The sequence below is a fragment of the Rhodococcus koreensis genome (assembly GCF_017068375.1).
Taxonomy (GTDB): Bacteria; Actinomycetota; Actinomycetes; order Mycobacteriales; family Mycobacteriaceae; genus Rhodococcus_F; species Rhodococcus_F koreensis.
The window spans coordinates 7,764,813-7,784,482 of sequence record NZ_CP070609.1 but is presented as its reverse complement, the minus strand read 5'-3'; the positions used below and the strand labels follow the sequence as shown (position 1 = coordinate 7,784,482).

The window sequence follows — 19,670 nt, the reverse complement described above, 5'->3', positions numbered from 1 at the left end:
TGCGCTGTCTTACTTGGCGCGCTTCGCGGGAGCCTTCTTTGCTGCGGTCTTCTTTGCAGCCGTCTTGGCCGGAGCCTTCTTGGCTGCAGTCTTCTTCGCGGCAACCGTCTTGGCCGGAGCGACCTTCTTCGCGACGGTCTTCTTCGCCGCCGCAGTCTTGGCCGGAGCCTTCTTGGCTGCAGTCTTCTTCGCGGCAACCGTCTTGGCCGGAGCGACCTTCTTCGCGACAGTCTTCTTCGCTGCCGCAGTCTTGGCGGGAGCGACCTTCTTCGCGACAGTCTTCTTCGCTGCAACCGTCTTGGCCGGTGCAGCCTTCTTGGCGGCGGTCTTCTTCGCGGCCGTCTTCTTGGCAGCAGCCTTCTTGGCGGCGGCCTTGGTGGCGGGCGCCGCTGCGCCGCGCTTGACTGCCGGACCGGTGGCCGGAAGCTTCTGGCCGCCAGCGATAACCGCCTTGAACTGAGCGCCCGGACGGAACGCCGGCACCGACGTCGGCTTGACCTTGACGGTCTCACCCGTGCGCGGGTTACGTGCGACACGTGCCGCGCGACGCCGCTGCTCGAAGACGCCGAAACCGGTGATGGTCACGCTGTCGCCGCGGTGCACTGCCCGGACGATCGTGTCCACGACATGCTCGACAGCTTCCGTTGCCGTGCGCCTGTCCGTGCCCAGTTTCTCGGTCAGAACATCGATGAGCTCTGCCTTATTCATTGAAATTCCTCCGCGAACTAATGGTCCATCATCGGACCGACTACGAACTACGGTAAACCTGAATACCGCAGGAGTCTATGTGCCACGCCAATTCTCAAACAACGCGGCACCATTCTCAGGAACTTATTATCTGGGAGACAGGGCTCCGATTCCAACTTTCAGTCGGCGGAAGTGGGCTCCGGAAGAGTCACAGGTTTCCAAGAAGGCCTTGCCTTTTCGAACTCGGAAATGGCTTCTACCTGCCGTAATGTCAATCCGATGTCGTCCAGACCTTCGAGCAGACGCCACCGTGTGTAGTCATCAATCGCAAAGGGCACCACGGTGGTTCCGGCGGTCACGGTCTTGTTCTCGAGGTCGACGATCAATTCGAGACCGGGCTGTTCGTCGAGCAACTTCCAGAGCAGTTCGACGTCCGACTGGGACACCTGGGCGGCCAGCAGACCGGCCTTGCCGGCGTTGCCCCGGAAGATGTCCGCGAACCGAGACGCGATGACGACCCGAAATCCGAAGTCGGATAGCGCCCACACGGCGTGCTCCCGGGAGGAGCCCGTGCCGAAGTCCGGTCCCGCGACCAGAACGCTGCCCTTGTCGTACGGGGCGACGTTGAGGACGAAGTTCGGATCGTTCCGCCACGCGGCGAACAGACCGTCCTCGAAACCGGTGCGGGTCACTCGTTTCAGGTAGACCGCCGGGATGATCTGGTCCGTGTCCACGTTGGATCGCCGCAGCGGAACGCCGATACCTTTGTGTGTGCTAAAGGATTCCATCGAAAAATCTCCTAAATTCCTTGGGTCCTAGGCCAGATCTGTCGGCGCGGACAGGGTTCCCCGGACTGCGGTCGCGGCGGCGACCAGCGGCGAAACCAGGTGAGTCCGCCCGCCCTTGCCTTGACGGCCTTCGAAATTGCGGTTGGACGTGGAGGCTGAACGCTCGCCGGGCGCGAGCTGATCCGGGTTCATGCCGAGGCACATGGAGCAGCCCGCCTGCCGCCATTCGGCGCCGGCGGCGGTGAAGATCTCGCCGAGACCCTCCTTTTCGGCCTGGGCGCGGACGCGCATCGAACCCGGCACGATCAGCATCCGGACCCCGTCGGCGACGTGCCTTCCGCGCAACACGTCGGCCACGGCCCGCAGATCCTCGATCCGGCCGTTGGTGCACGAACCCACGAAGACCGTGTCGATCGCCACGTCACGCAACGGAGTTCCGGCTTCGAGACCCATGTAGGTCAACGCCTTCTCCGCGGCGTGACGCTCGCTCTCGTCCACGATCTGCGCAGGATCCGGCACGGTCTCGCCGAGCGGCAGACCCTGCCCCGGGTTTGTGCCCCAGGTCACGAACGGCGTCAGCGAACTCGCGTCGATGTGGACCTCGTTGTCGAAAACCGCACCCTCGTCGGTCTTCAACTGCTCCCAGGCCTCCACCGCGGCGTCCCAGTCGGCGCCCTTCGGCGCGTGGGGGCGTCCCTTGATGAATTCGTAGGTGATCTCGTCGGGGGCGATCATGCCCGCCCGCGCGCCCGCCTCGATCGACATGTTGCAGATGGTCATCCGCGCTTCCATCGACATCTTCCGGATCGCTTCGCCGCGGTACTCCAGGACGTAGCCCTGGCCTCCGCCGGTTCCGATCTTCGCGATGACGGCCAGAATGAGATCTTTACTCGTCACGCCTTCGGGCAATTCGCCGTCGACGGTGATCGCCATCGTCCGGAACGGACGCAGCGACAACGTCTGCGTCGCCATGACGTGTTCGACCTCACTGGTGCCGATACCCATCGCGATCGCACCGAAGGCGCCGTGGGTGGACGTGTGACTGTCGCCGCACACCACGGTCATACCGGGCTGGGTGAGACCGAGTTGCGGGCCGACGACGTGGACGATGCCCTGGTCGATGTTTCCCATCGGGTGCAGCCGGACGCCGAATTCCTCACAGTTGCGCCGGAGCGTGTCCACCTGAGTCTTGGAGACGGGGTCCGCGATCGGCTTGTCGATGTCGACGGTGGGGACGTTGTGGTCCTCGGTGGCGATCGTCAGGTCGGGCCTGCGGAGCGGGCGCCCCGCCAGTCGAAGTCCGTCGAATGCCTGCGGACTCGTCACTTCGTGAACGAGATGCAGATCGATGTAGATGAGGTCGGGGTTGTCTCCCTCACCCCGGACCACGACGTGGTCGTCCCACACCTTCTCTGCCAGGGTGCGTGCTTTCTCGGCCATCTTCTCCACCTCTGTGTGTCCTCTCGCACCGCGGGCTTCGGACTGGTCCGCCGTGCGCTTGTTGTCGTTACCCTCTTCCCGGACACGCACTCGACGTGAGACGAAGGTGCGCTATGATCCCAGTATGCGAGAAAGTGGTATCGACCTATGAGACAGCATAGCGGCATCGGGGTCCTTGACAAAGCGGTGGGCGTACTCCACGCCGTGGCCGAGAAGCCCTGCAGCCTCACCGAACTGTGCTCGCGCACCGGACTCCCCCGCGCCACCGCCCACCGGCTGGCCGTCGGACTCGAGGTCCACCGCCTCCTGACGCGTGACTCCGACGGGCTGTGGTGCCCCGGTCCCGGCCTCGCCGAACTCGCTGCAACGGCTAACGATCCGCTCGTCTCGGCGGCGGCTCTCGTCCTTCCGCGTCTGCGCGAGATCACCGGCGAGAGCGTGCAGCTGTACCGCCGGGAAGGCACGCAACGCATCTGCGTGGCGGCGATGGAGCCACCCACCGGCCTCCGAGACACCGTTCTCGTCGGGGCACGCCTCCCGATGAGCGCCGGCTCGGGCGCCAAGGTCCTCCTCGCCTGGGCCGACCCGCAGACCCAGCGCACGGTTCTTCCCGACGCGGCGTTCGGCGAGCGCGTCCTGCTCGAGGTCCGCCGCCGCGGCTGGGCACAGAGCGCCGCCGAGCGTGAACCCGGCGTCGCCAGTGTCGCCGCACCCGTGCGGGACTCCGCGGGCGCTGTCATCGCGGCGATTTCGGTGTCCGGCCCCATCGACAGGATGGGCAGGCGCCCCGGCGCCCGGTGGGCGGCCGACCTCCTCGCCGCCGCGGAGGCGCTGCACAAGAGACTCTGACCTCTCACGACCGACACTCACCGCGACAGGAGAAGCCGATGGGGAAGAACCAACGATCGCAGATCACGATGACGGATTCGGAGATCGCCGAATTCGTGGACCGGAGCCGGATCGCCACCCTGGCAACGGTGGCAGCGGACGGCAGGGCCCATCTGGTCGCCATGTGGTACGCCGTGATCGACGGCGAGATCTGGTTCGAGACGAAGACGAAATCGCAGAAGGCGGTCAACCTGCGCCGCGACGACCGGGTCACTGTCCTGATCGAGGACGGCCAGACGTATGACACCCTGCGTGGAATTTCGGTCGAGGGCCGGGCGGAGATCGTGGAGGACCCCGATGCGATGTTCGCCGTCGGCGTCAGCGTGTGGGAGCGCTACACCGGGCCCTACACCGACGATCTGCGTCCCGCCATCGATCAGCTGCTGCACAAGCGGGTGGTCGTGCGGATCGTTCCCGAACGCATCAGGAGCTGGGACCACGCCAAGCTCGGCCTTCCCGCGATGCCGGTGGGCGGAACCACCGCGGCGTACCTGGAGACGGCCGACCGTCGCTCCTGACACCGGGCAGGGCGGAAAAACAGGAGAATTCTCGGTGCCCTCGGCGTAGCTTCACAGAGTGAACCGACTACCCGAGGGAGTTCACCGTGACTGACGCCGATAACGAGGACACGAAAAAGAAATTCCGCGAAGCACTCGAGCGGAAGAATCATCAGGCCGGTCTGTCCGCCGATCACAAGGACGCGCATTCCAAGGTGCACGAGGCCCACGGGCCTGCCGATCACAAACGCGAATTCCGCCGCAAGACCGGATAAACGACGGACCGTCCGTTTATATGAAGAAACACCCTCCGATTACTCGGAGGGTGTTTCTCTTTGTAGCCCCGACGGGATTCGAACCCGCGCTACCGCCTTGAGAGGGCGGCGTCCTAGGCCGCTAGACGACGGGGCCAGGAACTTTGTCTTGCTTTGGAAGCTCAGCAAGCATAGCTTCCAGAAGTTCGGAGTCAAAATCGGCCGAACTTCCGCTGGGGTACCAGGACTCGAACCTAGAATGGCGGTACCAGAAACCGCTGTGTTGCCAATTACACCATACCCCAATGGCCGTTCTCGAACCGCTGAGCTTCTGGGCTCTGCGGCCCGCCTCGGGCCGAAGAAGAGATTACCAGCCTACTGCCGGGATTTACCAAATCGTATGGTCAGAGGCTGTTTTTGCACCCTTTTCGGCCCGAGGGCGGCGGTGTCAGCCGGCGATGCCGGCCCGCGCGGAACGCAGCCGGGACAGCGACACGTCGCGACCGAGCAGTTCCATCGATTCGTACAGCGGCGGGCTGATGTGCGAGCCCGTGACGGCCACCCGCACCGGAGCGAACGCCTTACGTGGCTTGAGGCCCAGTTCGTCCACGAGAGCGGTCTTGAGGGCCTCCTCCAGCGACGCTGCGTCCCACGCACCGACTGCGTCCAGCGATGCGAGGGCGGCGTCGAGAACCGGCGCGGAGTCGGCCCCCAGGTTCTTCGCCGCGGCGGCCGGATCGATCGCGAAGTCGGCCTCCTCGACGAACAGGAACTTCAGCAGATCCCACGCGTCGGACAGGACCACGATGCGCGTCTGGACCAGATCGGCGGCGGTCGCGAAGACGGCCTCGTCCACCGTCTCCCCGAGGTGGCCGTGGAGCGTGAGGAACGCACGCAGGCGCGCGGCGAAATCGGCGGGCTCGAGCAGCCGGATGTGCTCGGCGTTGATCGCGTCGGCCTTTTTCTGATCGAACCGGGCCGGATTGGAATTGACCTTGGAGATATCGAAGGCCGCGACCATCTCGTCCAGCGAGAACACGTCGTGGTCGTCCGAAATACCCCAGCCCAGCAGCGCCAGGTAATTCAGCAATCCCTCGGGGACGAAACCGCGGTCGCGATGGATGAAGAGGTTCGACTCGGGATCGCGCTTGGACAGCTTCTTGTTGCCCTGCCCCATGACGAACGGCAGGTGCCCGAACTTCGGTGTGAAATCGGCCACGCCGATCCGCTGCATCGCCTCGTAGAGGGCGAGCTGCCGCGGCGTCGACGACAGCAGGTCCTCGCCGCGCAGGACGTGTGTGATCTTCATCAACGCGTCGTCGACGGGGTTGACCAACGTGTACAGCGGAATCCCGTTGCCGCGGGTCAGCGCGAAGTCGGGCACGGTGCCGGCCTTGAACGTCGTCTCACCGCGCACGAGGTCGTCCCACGTCAGGTCGTGGTCGGGCATCCGGAGCCGGACCACGGGCTTGCGGCCCTCGTCGAGGAACGCCTGCCGCTGCTCCGGCGTCAGGTCACGATCGAAGTTGTCGTAGCCGAGCTTGGGGTCGCGGCCGGCGGCCTTGTGCCGCTCCTCGACCTCCTCGGGCGTCGAGAACGACTCGTACGCCTCGCCCGCTGCGAGCAGTTTCGCGACGACGTCCAGGTGCAGGTCACGTCGCTGGGACTGGCGGTACGGCTCGTACGGTCCCCCGACCTCCGGGCCCTCGTCCCAGTTCAGTCCGAGCCAGCGCAGCGCGTCCAGGATCGCCTGGTACGACTCCTCACTGTCACGGGCAGCATCGGTGTCCTCGATGCGGAACACGAACGACCCGCCGTTGTGTCGGGCGAACGCCCAGTTGAACAGGGCGGTTCGGACGAGCCCCACGTGCGGGGTTCCGGTGGGCGACGGGCAGAAACGGACGCGAACTTCGCTTGTGGTCATGGCTCACTTGGGTCGACGCTGGGAAAACGGACTCCTACAGGCTAGTCCGCTCCCGATATCGACACGAGAGCCGTCAGCGCTTGGCGGTCACCGGGTTGGTGAGGGTGCCGATGCCGCCGATGGTCACGCTGACGCTCTGGCCGTCGACGATCGGACCGACTCCTTCCGGGGTACCCGTGAGGATGACGTCGCCCGGGAGCAGCGTCATCACGGCCGACACCCATTCGATGATCTTCGGAATGTCGTGCAGCAGAAGCGAAGTGTTGCTCCGCTGCTTCACCACCCCGTCGACCTCGGTGGTGATGTCGACGTCGGACGCGTCGAGCTGGGTCTCGATCCACGGCCCCAGCGGGCAGAACGTGTCATGGCCCTTCGCCCTCGTCCACTGACCGTCGTGGCGCTGATGGTCACGGGCCGACACGTCGTTGGCCGCCGTGTAGCCGAGCACCACGTCGAGGGCCTTGGCCGCGGGCACGTCCTTGCAGGGGCGCCCGATGACGACCGCGAGTTCCCCTTCGTAGTGAACTTCGTTGGAGGACTTCGGCAGGACGATCGCAGCGTCGGGGCCCACGATCGAGGTGTTGGGCTTGAGGAAGATCACAGGATCGGCCGGTGCCTCTCCCCCCATCTCGGCGGCGTGGGCGGCGTAGTTCTTTCCGATGGCGACGACCTTGCTGGCGAGGATCGGGGCCAGCAGTCGCACATCGGCGAGCGGCCAGCTCCGGCCGGTGAAAGTCGGGTTGCCGAACGGATGCTCGGCGATCTCCTTCGCGATCCGGGACTCCCCGTCTCCTTCGATACTGACGAACGCAACACCATCGGGACTTGCCACTCGACCAAGACGCATGGCGCCGAGTCTATCGGCCCGGGTTCACCGCCGTGCCGGGACGCCGGACGACGCGGGGTATAGACTCCGAACCAGCGCCACTATATGAGAATCGAATCCTAGATATTGAGATGACATGACTGCATCGATCGACACCGCGTCCGCCGTCGGAACTGCTCGCAGATGGTGGATGCTCGCCCTCGGGATGTTCGCCCAGGCCGCACAGGCGGTCTTCGTCAACGGCGTCGCCTTCCTCATCCCCGAACTCCAGGCGAACCACGGGCTCAGCCTCGCCCGCACCGGACTCGTCGTCGCCGCACCCACCCTCGGGGTCATGGTGACGCTGATCGCGTGGGGCGCACTGGCCGACCGCTACGGCGAACGCAGGGTGCTGGCCGCAGGCATGGCGACCACCGCGGCTGCGGGCGTGGGCGCGGCCCTCGCCGGATCGCTCACGGCCACCGCGGTCTTCCTGCTGCTCGGCGGCACGGCGGCGGCCTCGGCGAATGCCGCGAGCGGACGCGTCGTCGTCGGATGGTTCCCTCCCGAGCGCCGCGGCCTGGCCATGGGCATCCGGCAGATGTCACTGCCGCTCGGCATCGCCTGCGCTGCGCTGACGCTCCCCTCGGTCGCCCACGACCACGGCATCGGATGGGCGCTCGCGCTGCCCGCCGCCCTGTGCGCCGCCGCCGCGCTGGCCTGCGCACTCTGGGTGGTCGATCCGCCCCGGCCGAGTCGCAGCGACGCGGCGGATCTCGGCATGCTCACGAATCCGTACCGCAGCAGCGGCACACTGTGGCGCATCCACGCCGTCTCCGTGCTGCTCGTCGTGCCGCAGTACACGGTGTGGACGTACGCACTCGTGTGGCTGATCTCCGAAAGGCACTGGGAAGCAACGGCGGCGGGCCTGATCGTGACCCTCGCCCAGATCCTCGGCGCGTTCGGCCGGATGGGCGTCGGTTTCTGGTCCGACGTGGTGGGCAGCCGCATGCGTCCGCTCCGCTGGGTCGCGGCCGGCGGCGGACTGTCGATGGCGGCGCTCGCCGTGACGGACGCGATGGATTCGCCTCTCGCGATCGTGGCGCTGCTCGCGGCGTCCGTCGCGACGGTGGCACCGAACGGGCTCGCCTTCACCGCCGTCGCCGAGATCGCGGGCCCGTTCTGGGGTGGGCGCGCCCTCGGAGTCCAGAACACCGGACAGTTCGTCGCGGCCTCGATCGTTCCCCCGGTGTTCGGCGCACTGATCGGAATCGTCGGATTCCCGGTGACTTTCGCGATAGCCGCGGGATTCCCGGCCGCCTCGATACCACTGATCCCCGTGGCCCGGTCCGAAGACCGGGCCACGGGGATCGAGGGAGACAGGGCCGAAGCCCGGACCTAGAGGGCCGCGGCGATCCGGTCGCCGACCTCCGACGTGACGACCTTCGAGTCACCCCGGGACGCCAGATCGGCCTCGACCGCGGCTTCGATGCGCGCCGCGTCGCCCTCCCGGCCGAGGTGACGCAGCAGCAGTGCCGCGGACAGGATGGCCGCCGTGGGATCCGCGATCCCCTGGCCCGCGATGTCCGGGGCGCTGCCGTGCACCGGTTCGAACATCGACGGGTTCGTCCCCGAGGCGTCGATGTTCCCCGACGCCGCCAGGCCGATACCGCCCGTGACCGCACCCGCGAGGTCCGTGATGATGTCGCCGAACAGGTTGTCCGTGACGATCACGTCGAAGCGCGACGGGTCGGTGACCATGTAGATGGTGGCCGCGTCGATGTGGCAGTACGCCGTCTCCACGTCCGGATACTCGGCCGACACCGTCTCCACCGCACGCGTCCAGATCGCACCGGCGTTGGAGAGGACATTCGTCTTGTGGATCAGGGTGACGTGCTTGCGCCGGGTCTGTGCGAGGGCGAACGCGTACCGCACCACCCGCTCGGCGCCGAACCACGTGTTGATCGACACCTCGGTCGCGATCTCGTGCGGAGTGCCGACACGGATCGCGCCACCGTTACCGGTGTACGGGCCCTCGGTGCCCTCGCGCACCACCACGAAATCGATGTCCGGCTGCGCCGCGAGTGGCGACTTCGATCCCGGATACAGCTGCGACGGACGCAGATTCACGTGATGATCCAACGCGAACCGCATGTTCAGCAGCAGACCACGCTCGAGCACGCCCGGCGTGACCGACGGGTCGCCGATGGCGCCCAGCAGGATCGCGTCGTGCTCGCGGATCGCCGCGAGATCGGCGTCCGGGAGCAACTCCCCCGTGGCGTTGTATCGACGGGCACCGAGGTCGTACTCGGTGGTCTCGAGATCGGGGACAAGTTTCCGCAGCACCTTCAGCGCCTCGGCCGTGACCTCGACACCGATGCCGTCACCCGGAATGACCGCAAGCTTCATGAACGCCTCACTTCACATAGAGCCGTGCGCGTGCCACGACAGGGTCGTGGCACGCGCACAGTGGGGATTAGGCCAGGTTGACGAGCTCGATCTTGGTGGCGCCGACGGCGGTGGAGATCGCGTCCCGCACCTCGCTCGGCACCTCCTGGTCGACGCGGAGAAGGATGGTCGCACCCTCACCCTCGGCGTCCTGGCTGAGCTGCGCGGCCTGGATGTCGATGCCGGCATTGCCGAGCTGCGTGCCGATCTTGCCCAGTGCGCCGGGCTGATCGGTGTAGTTGACCAGCAAGTTGAGACCCTCGGCGCGCAGTTCGAAGTTGCGGCCGTTGATGTTGACGATCTTCTCGACCTGCTGCGGGCCGGTCAGCGTGCCCGAGACGTTGAGGACGCTGCCGTCGCCGAACACGGCGCGCAGGTCCACGACGCTGCGGTGATTGGGGCTTTCGGCCGCCTTGGTGACCTCTGCCGTGACACCGCGCTCCTCCGCGAGGGCGGGGGCGTTGACGAACGTGACCGCGTCCTCGATGACGGCGGAGAACACGCCGCGCAGAGCCGAGAGCGCGAGCACCTCGACGTCCTCGGATGCGAGCTCGCCGCGCACGTCGACGGACAGGCTGACGGGCAGTTCGCCCGACAGTGCGCCGAGAAGCACACCCTGCTTGCGGACGATTTCGAGCCACGGGGCAACTTCCTCGCCCACGGCGCCACCGGACACGTTGACGGCATCCGGGACGAAATCGCCTGCGAGAGCCAGCAGTACGGACTTCGCGACGTCCGTGCCCGCGCGGTCCTGGGCCTCGCTCGTCGACGCGCCGAGGTGCGGCGTCACGACGACCTCGGGCAGGTCGAACAACGGGCTGTCGGTGCACGGCTCGGTCTCGAACACGTCGAGGCCCGCGGCGCGCACGTGACCCGACTTGATGGCCTCGGCCAGCGCGGCCTCGTCGATCAGGCCGCCGCGGGCGGCGTTGACGATGACGACGCCCTTCTTGGTCTTCGCCAGGTTCTCCGTGCCGAGCAGCCCCTTGGTCTCGGGGGTCTTGGGGAGGTGCACGGAGATGAGGTCGGCGCGCTTCAGCAGTTCGTCGAGCGTGACGAGTTCGATGCCGAGCTGCGCGGCGCGCGCGGCCGACACGTAGGGGTCGTACGCGATGACGTGGGTCTCGAACGCGGCGAGGCGCTGCGCGAACAGCTGCCCGATCCGGCCGAGGCCGACGACGCCGACGGTCTTGCCGAAGATCTCGACGCCGTTGAACTTGCTGCGCTTCCACTCGCGGTCGCGCAGGGTGGCGTCCGCGGCGGGGATCTGGCGGGCGGTGGCGAGCATCAGCGCGACGGCGTGCTCGGCGGCCGTGTGAATGTTGGACGTCGGGGCGTTGACGACCATGACACCGCGCTCGGTGGCGGCAGGAACGTCGACGTTGTCGAGGCCGACGCCGGCGCGGGCGACGATCTTGAGCTTGGTACCGGCCGCCAGGACCTCGGCGTCGACGGTGGTGGCGGAACGGACGAGGATCGCGTCGGCCTCGGGCACCGCCGCGAGCAGGGCCGGGCGATCAGGTCCGTCGACCCATCGCACCTCCACACCGTCGCCCAATGCCTCGACGGTGGACGGCGCGAGCTTGTCGGCGATCAGAACTACAGGACGGCCTGGCTGGCTCACGTGCAAACTCCCTGAATAGGTGGGCGTGGGGGTGTTTTAACCACACACAGCTTAGTCCGCCCTCACAGGGAAACCGCATCCTGGTCTGCGATACCACATAGTGGACGCCTGCAACAACGGAAACGGGCACGAAACAACACCGGCCCGATGTCGCTGCGGAGACCTCCGACGAGGCCGACGCGACATCGGGCCGGTGTTGCGGTGGAGCTGTAAAGCGGTGAAACCTAGGCGGTTTCGGTGATCGGCCGGTCGACCCAGCTCATCAGGTCGCGCAGCTTCTTGCCGGTGACCTCGATGGGGTGCTCGGCGTTGGCCTTGCGCAGACCCTCGAGCTCGGTGTTGCCGTTCTCGACGTTGGCGACGAGACGGCGGGTGAACTCACCCGACTGGATGTCGGCGAGGATCGCCTTCATGCGCTCCTTGGTGCCGGCGTCGATGACGCGCGGGCCGGACAGGTAGCCACCAAACTCCGCGGTGTCGGACACCGAGTAGTTCATGCGGGCGATGCCACCCTCGTACATGAGGTCGACGATGAGCTTGAGCTCGTGCAGGACCTCGAAGTACGCCATCTCGGGCGCGTAGCCGGCCTCGACCATGACCTCGAAACCGGTCTTGACCAGTTCCTCGGTGCCACCGCACAGCACGGCCTGCTCGCCGAAGAGGTCCGTCTCGGTCTCTTCCTTGAACGTGGTCTTGATGACGCCGGCGCGGGCGCCACCGATGGCCTTGGCGTAGGACAGCGCGAGAGCCTGGCCCTCACCCTTCGGGTCCTGGTCGATCGCGATGAGCGCGGGGACACCCTTGCCGTCGACGAACTGACGACGCACCAGGTGGCCCGGGCCCTTGGGGGCGACCATGCCGACCGTGACGTTGGCCGGAGCCTCGATCAGCTTGAAGTGGATGTTGAGGCCGTGTCCGAAGAACAGCGCGTCGCCGTCCTTCAGGTTCGGCTCGATGTCCGCCTTGAAGATCGACGCCTGCGCGGTGTCGGGTGCGAGCACCATGATCACGTCGGCCCACTCGGAGACCTCGGCGGGGGTACCGACGGTCAGGCCCTGCTCCTCGGCCTTCGCGCGGGACTTCGAGCCTTCCTTGAGGCCGATACGCACATCGACGCCCGAGTCGCGCAGGCTCAGCGAGTGCGCGTGGCCCTGGCTTCCGTAACCGATCACAGCGACCTTACGGCCCTGGATGATCGACAGATCGGCATCGTCGTCGTAGAACATCTCGACTGCCACAGTTCAACCTCTTTCTTGGATTTGCGTATCTAAAGTACTAGCGAGTGGCCGTGATGGACTTAGGCCCCCGTCCCACGGCCACGACCCCGGACTGCACGATCTCCCGGATGCCGTACGGATCGAGCATCCGCAGCAGCGCATCCAGCTTGGATCGCGTTCCAGTCGCCTCGATCGTGACCGACTCCGGGGAGACGTCGATCACCTTGGCGCGGAACAGATTCACCGTCTCGATCACCTGCGTGCGCACGCTGGCGTCGGCTCGCACCTTGATGAGAACCAGCTCGCGGGCGACGGAGGCCTCACCGTCCTGCTCGACGATCTTGATGACGTTGATGAGCTTGTTGAGCTGCTTGGTCACCTGCTCGAGCGGGAACTCGTCGACGGTCACGACGATGGTCATGCGGGAGATCTCGGGAAGCTCGGTGCCACCGACGGCGAGCGACTCGATGTTGAACCCACGACGGGAGAACAGCGCGGCCACCCTGGCCAGCACGCCCGGCTTGTCCTCGACGAGAACACTGAGGGTGTGGCTGGTGCTCACTGATCTTCCTCCCCGGCCGTTGCGGCCGTGCCCGAACGCTGCTCGCGCTCCATGGCCTCGTGAATGACGGCCGGCTCGGCGGCCGCCTCGTCGTCGTCGAACAGCGGACGGATGCCCCGCGCCGCCATGATCTCGTCGTTGCTCGTGCCCGCCGCGACCATCGGCCACACCTGGGCGTCGGCGCCGACGATGAAGTCGATCACCACCGGCTTGTCGTTGATGGCCTGCGCCTCACGGATCGCCGCCTCGACGTCCTCTTCGCGCTCGACGCGAATGCCGTGGCAGCCCAACGCCTCCGCGAGCTTCACGAAGTCGGGGATGCGGACTGCGCCGTGCGTGCCGAGGTTCGTGTTGGAGTAACGCTCGTCGTAGAACAGCGTCTGCCACTGGCGCACCATGCCGAGGTTGCCGTTGTTGATGAGCGCAACCTTGATCGGGATGCCCTCGAGCGCACAGGTGGCGAGTTCCTGATTGGTCATCTGGAAGCAGCCGTCACCGTCGATGGCCCACACCTCGGTGTCGGGCATGCCCATCTTGGCGCCCATCGCGGCGGGCACGGCGTAACCCATCGTGCCGAGACCGCCGGAGTTCAGCCAGGTGCGCGGCTTCTCGTAGTTGACGAACTGCGCGGCCCACATCTGGTGCTGGCCGACACCGGCGCAGTAGATCGCGTCGGGACCGGCGAGCTTGCCGACCGACTGGATCACGTATTCCGGGGACAGCGCGCCGTCGGAGGGACGGTCGTAGCTGAGCGGGTACGTGCGGCGGATCCCGTCGAGGTACGCCCACCACTCGGTGAGGTCCAGCGTGGTTCCGGTGGCCAGGTCGGCCTTGATCGCCTCGATCAGCTCGACGATGACCTCTTTGCAGTCGCCCACGATCGGGACGTCCGCGTACCGGTTCTTGCCGATCTCCGCCGGATCGATGTCGGCGTGGATGACCTTGGCGTCGGGGGCGAACGAATCGAGCTGACCGGTGACGCGGTCGTCGAAGCGCGCGCCGAGCGTGATCATCAGGTCGCTGCGCTGCAGTGCCGCCACCGCCGCGACCGTGCCGTGCATACCGGGCATGCCGCAGTTCAGCGTGTGGCTGTCCGGGAACGCGCCGCGCGCCATGAGGGTGGTGACCACCGGAATGCCGGTGAGCTCGGCCAGTTCGAGCAGTTCCGGAGACGCCTCGGCCTTGACCACGCCGCCACCGACGTACAGCACCGGGTGCTTCGCGTCGGCGATCAGGCGAGCGGCCTCGCGGACCTGCTTGCCGTGCGGCTTCGTGACGGGACGGTATCCGGGCAGCCGCATCTCCGGCGGCCACGAGAACGTGGTCTGCGCCTGGAGGACGTCCTTCGGGATGTCGACGAGCACCGCGCCGGGACGACCGCTGGAGGCGAGGTAGAAGGCCTCCGCGATGATCCGGGGGATGTCGACGCCGTCGGTGATGAGGAAGTTGTGCTTCGTGATGGGCATCGTGATGCCGGAGATGTCGGCTTCCTGGAACGCATCCGTGCCGATGAGCCCGCGGCCGACCTGACCGGTGATGGCCACGACCGGAACGGAGTCCATCTGCGCGTCGGCGAGCGGCGTCACCAGGTTCGTCGCACCGGGACCGGACGTCGCCATGCAGACGCCGACCTTGCCGGTCGCCTGGGCGTACCCGGTGGCGGCGTGACCTGCACCCTGCTCGTGACGGACGAGCACGTGCCGGACCTTCTTCGAGTCGAAGAGCGGGTCGTAGACAGGCAGAACGGCACCACCCGGAATGCCGAATACCGTGTCGACCTCGAGCTCCTCGAGGGCTCGGACCACGGACTGGGCACCGCTGACCCGCTCGGGGGCGAGTTGGCGGCGGCTACCGGTCTGCGTCGCGGCGGCCGCGGTCGTCGGGCTTGCTGCCCCCGACTTGCGCGGCGTGGGTTGAGGCCGTGCGGTTGGTGCGCTCACTGGGAAATCCTCTGATTCTGGCTCCGGGCAACAAAAAACCCCCGTCAGCTGATGCTGTACGAGGGTGGCGCGTCGTTATCTGGCGAGTTGAAGAAATCGACTCAGGCGACGACGCGCCGGCCGATTACGAGCAACTCATTCTGTTTCACGCGCTCGACGGTAGGCGCGCTAATGGTGAACAGTCAACTTGGTGAGTCGGCCGTCCCAGAATATGAGATACGTCGGCTGCGGTGCGAAGATGTAGAGGTGTCAACTCCGCAGCAGCCCGTGCCACCAGAATCATCATCCCACACGACGAACCCGCCCAAGCAGGTCATCCGGATTTCTCCCCTCGCCTATCTGGGATGCGCCTTCCTCCTGTTCGCCGTCTCGTTCCCCGTCTTCGGCTGGCCCGCCGCCTTCGGCTGGCTCGTGATCGCCCCGATCGTCGCGGTGGCCTGGGTCGCGCGGGTGCGCACCACGGTCACGCCCGACGGACTCGAGGTGCGCCGGCTGTTCGGCGGACGGTCCCTCTCATGGTCCGAGATCGCCGGATTCCGCTTCCCCAAGCGCGGCTGGGCCCGGGCGACACTGGCCGACGGCGGCGAGGTCACCCTTCCCGTCGTCACGTTCGACCGGCTCCCCGACATCGCCGAGGCAAGCGGCGGCCGCATCACCGACCCCTACGCGGCAGCGGCCGCGGCGGAGGAAGCGGCCCAGTATGCCGACGCCGAATCGAACGGCGAGCAGCCGGCGAAGAACCGGCCGGACACAGACGGGGAATAGTGCGCGAGTAGCGTTTGTCAGTACTTCCGTACGCTGACTAAGGAATACGCTCATGCCCCCGCTGAGGTCCCGAACCACCACCGCAGGACGAAATGCCGCAGGCGCCCGCGCACTGTGGCGCGCCACCGGAATGACCGACTCCGACTTCGGGAAGCCGATCGTCGCGATCGCCAACTCGTACACGCAGTTCGTTCCCGGGCACGTCCACCTCAAGAACGTCGGCGACATCGTCGCCGACGCCGTCCGCGCCGCCGGTGGTGTACCTCGCGAATTCCACACGATCGCCGTCGACGACGGCATCGCGATGGGACACGGCGGCATGCTGTATTCCCTTCCCAGCCGGGAGATCATCGCCGACTCCGTCGAATACATGGTCAACGCGCACACCGCCGACGCACTCGTGTGCATCTCCAACTGCGACAAGATCACCCCCGGAATGCTCAATGCCGCACTGCGTTTGAACGTTCCCACCGTGTTCGTCTCGGGCGGGCCGATGGAGGCGGGCAAGGCGGTCGTGGTGAACGGTGTCGCCCAGGCACCGACCGACCTCATCACGGCGATCTCGGCGAGCGCCAACGACGAGGTCGACGAGGAGGGGCTGTCCGAGGTCGAGCGCAGCGCCTGCCCGACGTGCGGCTCGTGCTCGGGCATGTTCACCGCCAACTCGATGAACTGCCTCACCGAGGCGCTCGGTCTGGCGTTGCCGGGCAACGGTTCGACGCTCGCCACCCACGAAGCCCGGCGCGCACTGTTCACCCGCGCGGGCACCACCGTCGTCGAGTCCGCCCTGCGGTACTACCGGGACGAGGACGACTCCGTCCTCCCCCGCAACATCGCGACGCCTGCCGCGTTCCGCAACGCGATGGCGCTGGACGTCGCGATGGGAGGTTCCACCAACACGGTGCTGCACACCCTCGCGGCCGCGCAGGAGGGTGAGGTCTACGACTTCGACCTCGACAAGATCGACGAGATCAGCCGCAAGGTTCCGTGCCTGTCGAAGGTCTCGCCCAACTCGGACTACCACATGGAGGACGTGCACCGGGCGGGCGGAATCCCCGCGATCCTCGGCGAACTCCGCCGGGCGGGACTGCTCGAGAGCGACGTGTCGACCGTGCACACGAAGAGCTTCGACGAGTGGCTCGACACGTGGGACATCCGGTCCGGCAAGGCATCCGACGAGGCCGTCGAACTGTTCCACGCCGCTCCCGGCGGCGTCCGCACCACCGAGCCGTTCTCGACGAACAACCGCTGGTCGTCGCTCGACACGGACGCCGCGAACGGCTGCATCCGCGATTTCGAGCACAAGCACACGGTCGAGGGCGGCCTGGCCGTGCTGCGCGGCAACATCGCCGTCGACGGCGCGGTCATCAAGACGGCAGGCATCGACGAAGACCTGTTCCACTTCCAGGGACCCGCGCGTGTCGTGGAATCCCAGGAGGAGGCGGTGTCGGTGATCCTCGGCAAGAAGATCCAGCCCGGTGAGGTCCTCGTCGTGCGCTACGAGGGTCCCGCGGGCGGCCCGGGCATGCAGGAGATGCTGCACCCCACCGCATTTCTCAAGGGCTCCGGCCTCGGCAAGAAGTGCGCGCTGATCACCGACGGCCGCTTCTCCGGCGGGTCCTCGGGGCTGTCCATCGGCCACATCTCCCCGGAAGCCGCCAGCGGCGGCGCCATCGGCCTCGTGGAGGACGGCGACCAGATCCTCATCGACATCGCGACCCGCACCCTGAAACTCCTCGTCGACGACGCGGTGCTCGCCGAGCGTCGCGCGAAGATGGAGTCGTCCGAGCGTCCGTGGCAGCCGGTGAACCGCGAACGGACCGTCACCACGGCCCTGCGCGCGTACGCCGCACTGGCGACGTCCGCCGACAAGGGCGCGGTCCGCCAGGTTCCCTGACCGCACGCACCGACAGCACCGGGCACTCACGAAGCCGGGTGCCGCAGCAGGTTTCCTGCCGCGGCACCCGGCTTCCGTCGTCGGTGCGACCGCGAAATCCGCCTCGGGTGTGACGGCGCTCACGGGTGATCAACTCGCTCAAGCGGCGACACCCGTGAACAGGTTCTACTGATCGATTTGATCAGTTGAGCCCACGCTTCTTGCACACGGCGCTCAGTAGTGGTTCCCTCAGTTGGCCGTTGAGACCTACATCACAATCGGCAGCACTACCGGAACATCTCCGGCCCACGAGGCCATCGGGAACACAACCTAGGAGCGACACATGCCAGGAGTCGGCATATGGCGAACGAAATCCGTTGAGCAATCGATAGCGGACACCGACGAACCCGACACCCGGCTGCGGAGGGAACTCACCGCGAAGGACCTCACCGTCTTCGGTGTCGCCGTCGTGATCGGCGCCGGTATCTTCACGCTCACCGCCCGGACCGCAGGCAACGTTGCCGGGCCGTCCATTTCGCTCGCCTTCGTCCTCGCCGCCATCGCGTGCGGCCTGGCCGCCCTCTGCTACGCCGAGTTCGCCTCCACCGTGCCCGTCGCGGGCAGCGCGTACACGTTCTCCTACGCCACCTTCGGCGAGTTCGTCGCCTGGATCATCGGCTGGGACCTCATCCTCGAATTCGCCCTCGCGGCGGCCGTCGTCTCCAAGGGATGGTCGCTGTACCTGGGCAACGTCCTCGGATTCAGCGGATCCACCACCGCCCACCTCGGGCCCATCGACTTCGACTGGGGCTCGCTGATCATCGTCGGCGGCATCACCCTCGTGCTCGCGATCGGGACCAAGGTGTCCTCACGCGTGTCCGCCGTGATCACGGCCATCAAGATCGCCGTCGTCCTCCTCGTCATCACCGTCGGCGTCTTCTACATCAAGAAGGAGAACTACGCCCCGTACATCCCGCCGGCCGAGGGCAACGAGAGCGCCGCACACGGTATCCACCAGACCCTGTTCTCCTTCCTCTCCGGAGCGGACGGCAGCAGCTACGGCTGGTACGGCCTCCTCGCCGCCGCGAGCCTCGTGTTCTTCGCCTTCATCGGATTCGACGTCGTCGCCACCACCGCCGAGGAGACCAAGGACCCGCAGAAGGCGCTCCCCCGCGGCATTCTCGGCTCGCTCGCCATCGTCACCGTGCTCTACGTCGCGGTCACCCTCGTGCTCACCGGCATGGTGAAGTACACCGACCTCAAGACCGGCAGCCCGCTCGTCGGCGACAGCAGCGCCACCCTGGCGACCGCCTTCGAGGCACACGGCATCACCTGGGCGCAGACCGCCATCAACTTCGGCGGACTCGCAGGCCTGACCACCGTGGTGATGGTGATGATGCTCGGCCAGACCCGCGTCCTGTTCGCCATGTCCCGCGACGGACTCGTCCCCCGCGGTCTCGCCAAGACCGGCAAGAAGGGCACCCCGGTCCGCATCACCCTGTTCGTCGGCGCCGTGGTGGCACTCCTCGCCGCCTTCTTCCCGATGGGCACACTCGAGGAGATGGTGAACATCGGCACCCTCTTCGCGTTCGTCCTCGTCTGCATCGGCGTCGTCATCCTGCGCCGCACCCGCCCCGACCTGCCGCGCGGATTCCGCGTTCCGCTGGTCCCGCTCGTCCCCATCCTCGCCGTCCTGGCCTGCGGATGGCTCATGCTGAACCTGTCCGTCGAGACCTGGATCCGATTCCTCGTCTGGATGGCCCTCGGCGTCGTCGTCTACCTCGCCTACGGCCGCCGCAAGTCCGTCCTCGGACAGAAGCTCGCCGCACAGGCCCAGGCCACCCCGCCCGAGGAGGAGAACATCCCGGAACTCGTCCAGCGCTGACTCTCGGCCGGCACTGATCCGGCAGAAACGACTGCGCCGCACTCCCGATCGGGGGTGCGGCGCAGTCGTG

Annotated in this window: 17 protein-coding genes and 2 tRNA genes; 7 read left to right on the top strand and 12 right to left on the bottom strand. The window is 66.8% G+C overall.

Annotation, left to right across the window (positions count from 1 at the left end):
* Positions 1-9 precede the first annotated feature (9 nt).
* From JWS14_RS35250 to leuC, 3 genes are all read right to left on the bottom strand, one after another.
* Positions 10-708, bottom strand: a complete 699-nt coding sequence (locus JWS14_RS35250; protein ID WP_072937760.1) for an HU family DNA-binding protein — start codon at positions 706-708, stop codon at positions 10-12.
* 158 nt (positions 709-866) lie between these two features.
* Positions 867-1,475: a 3-isopropylmalate dehydratase small subunit gene (gene leuD, locus JWS14_RS35245; RefSeq protein WP_072937759.1), complete on the bottom strand. Its 609-nt coding sequence runs from the start codon at positions 1,473-1,475 to the stop codon at positions 867-869.
* A 27-nt stretch (positions 1,476-1,502) separates the two neighbouring features.
* A complete protein-coding gene (gene leuC, locus JWS14_RS35240; protein WP_072937758.1) occupies positions 1,503-2,924 on the bottom strand; it encodes a 3-isopropylmalate dehydratase large subunit in 1,422 nt (473 codons plus the stop codon).
* 138 nt (positions 2,925-3,062) lie between these two features.
* Here leuC and JWS14_RS35235 point away from each other — a divergent pair, with 138 nt between their 5' ends.
* From JWS14_RS35235 to JWS14_RS35225, 3 genes are all read left to right on the top strand, one after another.
* A complete protein-coding gene (locus tag JWS14_RS35235) occupies positions 3,063-3,764 on the top strand; it encodes an IclR family transcriptional regulator (RefSeq protein ID WP_015890242.1) in 702 nt (233 codons plus the stop codon).
* 38 nt (positions 3,765-3,802) lie between these two features.
* Positions 3,803-4,321, top strand: coding sequence for a pyridoxamine 5'-phosphate oxidase family protein (locus JWS14_RS35230; RefSeq protein ID WP_072937757.1), 519 nt, complete (start codon positions 3,803-3,805; stop codon positions 4,319-4,321).
* Positions 4,322-4,407: 86 nt separating this feature from the next.
* Positions 4,408-4,575 (top strand): DUF5302 domain-containing protein, encoded by a 168-nt coding sequence (locus JWS14_RS35225; protein WP_015890240.1) that lies wholly within the window; start codon positions 4,408-4,410, stop codon positions 4,573-4,575.
* Positions 4,576-4,638: 63 nt separating this feature from the next.
* Here JWS14_RS35225 and JWS14_RS35220 read toward each other — a convergent pair.
* From JWS14_RS35220 to JWS14_RS35205, 4 genes are all read right to left on the bottom strand, one after another.
* Positions 4,639-4,711: transfer RNA gene (locus JWS14_RS35220), tRNA-Glu, on the bottom strand.
* Between the two features lie 76 nt (positions 4,712-4,787).
* Positions 4,788-4,859: transfer RNA gene (locus JWS14_RS35215), tRNA-Gln, on the bottom strand.
* Between the two features lie 143 nt (positions 4,860-5,002).
* Entirely contained in the window at positions 5,003-6,478 is a 1,476-nt protein-coding gene (gene gltX, locus JWS14_RS35210; RefSeq protein WP_095860788.1) for a glutamate--tRNA ligase, read from the bottom strand.
* Positions 6,479-6,551: 73 nt separating this feature from the next.
* On the bottom strand, positions 6,552-7,325 hold the full coding sequence (locus JWS14_RS35205) for a fumarylacetoacetate hydrolase family protein (protein ID WP_072937755.1): 774 nt from the start codon (positions 7,323-7,325) through the stop codon (positions 6,552-6,554).
* A gap of 115 nt (positions 7,326-7,440) precedes the next feature.
* On the opposite strand from JWS14_RS35205, the gene JWS14_RS35200 reads away from it, so the two are divergent.
* Complete coding sequence (locus JWS14_RS35200) at positions 7,441-8,685, top strand: MFS transporter (RefSeq protein ID WP_072937754.1); 1,245 nt, start codon at positions 7,441-7,443, stop codon at positions 8,683-8,685.
* On the opposite strand, the gene JWS14_RS35195 is transcribed toward JWS14_RS35200, so the two are convergent.
* The 5 genes from JWS14_RS35195 to JWS14_RS35175 form a co-directional block, all read right to left on the bottom strand.
* The gene (locus JWS14_RS35195; protein ID WP_095860790.1) at positions 8,682-9,692 is read right to left on the bottom strand and encodes a 3-isopropylmalate dehydrogenase; all 1,011 of its coding nucleotides are present in this window, start codon (positions 9,690-9,692) and stop codon (positions 8,682-8,684) included. The two genes, JWS14_RS35200 and JWS14_RS35195, sit on opposite strands and share 4 nt — an antisense overlap.
* 67 nt (positions 9,693-9,759) lie before the next feature.
* Positions 9,760-11,355 carry a phosphoglycerate dehydrogenase gene (gene serA, locus JWS14_RS35190; RefSeq protein WP_072937752.1) on the bottom strand — a complete coding sequence of 532 codons (1,596 nt, stop codon included), beginning with the start codon at positions 11,353-11,355 and terminating at the stop codon, positions 9,760-9,762.
* A gap of 224 nt (positions 11,356-11,579) precedes the next feature.
* On the bottom strand, positions 11,580-12,581 hold the full coding sequence (gene ilvC / locus JWS14_RS35185; RefSeq protein WP_174705454.1) for a ketol-acid reductoisomerase: 1,002 nt from the start codon (positions 12,579-12,581) through the stop codon (positions 11,580-11,582).
* Positions 12,582-12,630: 49 nt separating this feature from the next.
* Positions 12,631-13,134 (bottom strand): acetolactate synthase small subunit, encoded by a 504-nt coding sequence (gene ilvN / locus JWS14_RS35180; protein ID WP_005240383.1) that lies wholly within the window; start codon positions 13,132-13,134, stop codon positions 12,631-12,633.
* Positions 13,131-15,074 (bottom strand): acetolactate synthase large subunit, encoded by a 1,944-nt coding sequence (locus tag JWS14_RS35175; protein WP_072937750.1) that lies wholly within the window; start codon positions 15,072-15,074, stop codon positions 13,131-13,133. The genes ilvN and JWS14_RS35175 overlap by 4 nt, the downstream gene beginning before the upstream one ends.
* A 267-nt stretch (positions 15,075-15,341) precedes the next feature.
* Here JWS14_RS35175 and JWS14_RS35170 point away from each other — a divergent pair, with 267 nt between their 5' ends.
* From JWS14_RS35170 to JWS14_RS35160, 3 genes are all read left to right on the top strand, one after another.
* Positions 15,342-15,839: a PH domain-containing protein gene (locus JWS14_RS35170; protein ID WP_072937749.1), complete on the top strand. Its 498-nt coding sequence runs from the start codon at positions 15,342-15,344 to the stop codon at positions 15,837-15,839.
* 52 nt (positions 15,840-15,891) lie between these two features.
* On the top strand, positions 15,892-17,736 hold the full coding sequence (ilvD, locus tag JWS14_RS35165; RefSeq protein ID WP_072937748.1) for a dihydroxy-acid dehydratase: 1,845 nt from the start codon (positions 15,892-15,894) through the stop codon (positions 17,734-17,736).
* 322 nt (positions 17,737-18,058) lie between these two features.
* Positions 18,059-19,600 (top strand): amino acid permease, encoded by a 1,542-nt coding sequence (locus tag JWS14_RS35160; RefSeq protein WP_072937747.1) that lies wholly within the window; start codon positions 18,059-18,061, stop codon positions 19,598-19,600.
* Positions 19,601-19,670: the final 70 nt, after the last annotated feature.

Excerpts from the sequence above, each read along its gene's own strand:
- JWS14_RS35230 (WP_072937757.1), top strand. The coding sequence starts at position 3,803 with ATGGGGAAGAACCAACGATCGCAGATCACGATGACGGATTCGGAGATC.
- ilvD (WP_072937748.1), top strand. The coding sequence starts at position 15,892 with ATGCCCCCGCTGAGGTCCCGAACCACCACCGCAGGACGAAATGCCGCA.
- JWS14_RS35235 (WP_015890242.1), top strand. The coding sequence starts at position 3,063 with ATGAGACAGCATAGCGGCATCGGGGTCCTTGACAAAGCGGTGGGCGTA.
- JWS14_RS35205 (WP_072937755.1), bottom strand. The coding sequence starts at position 7,325 with ATGCGTCTTGGTCGAGTGGCAAGTCCCGATGGTGTTGCGTTCGTCAGT.
- JWS14_RS35250 (WP_072937760.1), bottom strand. The coding sequence starts at position 708 with ATGAATAAGGCAGAGCTCATCGATGTTCTGACCGAGAAACTGGGCACG.
- JWS14_RS35160 (WP_072937747.1), top strand. The coding sequence starts at position 18,059 with ATGCCAGGAGTCGGCATATGGCGAACGAAATCCGTTGAGCAATCGATA.
- JWS14_RS35195 (WP_095860790.1), bottom strand. The coding sequence starts at position 9,692 with ATGAAGCTTGCGGTCATTCCGGGTGACGGCATCGGTGTCGAGGTCACG.
- leuD (WP_072937759.1), bottom strand. The coding sequence starts at position 1,475 with ATGGAATCCTTTAGCACACACAAAGGTATCGGCGTTCCGCTGCGGCGA.
- ilvC (WP_174705454.1), bottom strand. The coding sequence starts at position 12,581 with ATGTTCTACGACGACGATGCCGATCTGTCGATCATCCAGGGCCGTAAG.
- gltX (WP_095860788.1), bottom strand. The coding sequence starts at position 6,478 with ATGACCACAAGCGAAGTTCGCGTCCGTTTCTGCCCGTCGCCCACCGGA.
- JWS14_RS35200 (WP_072937754.1), top strand. The coding sequence starts at position 7,441 with ATGACTGCATCGATCGACACCGCGTCCGCCGTCGGAACTGCTCGCAGA.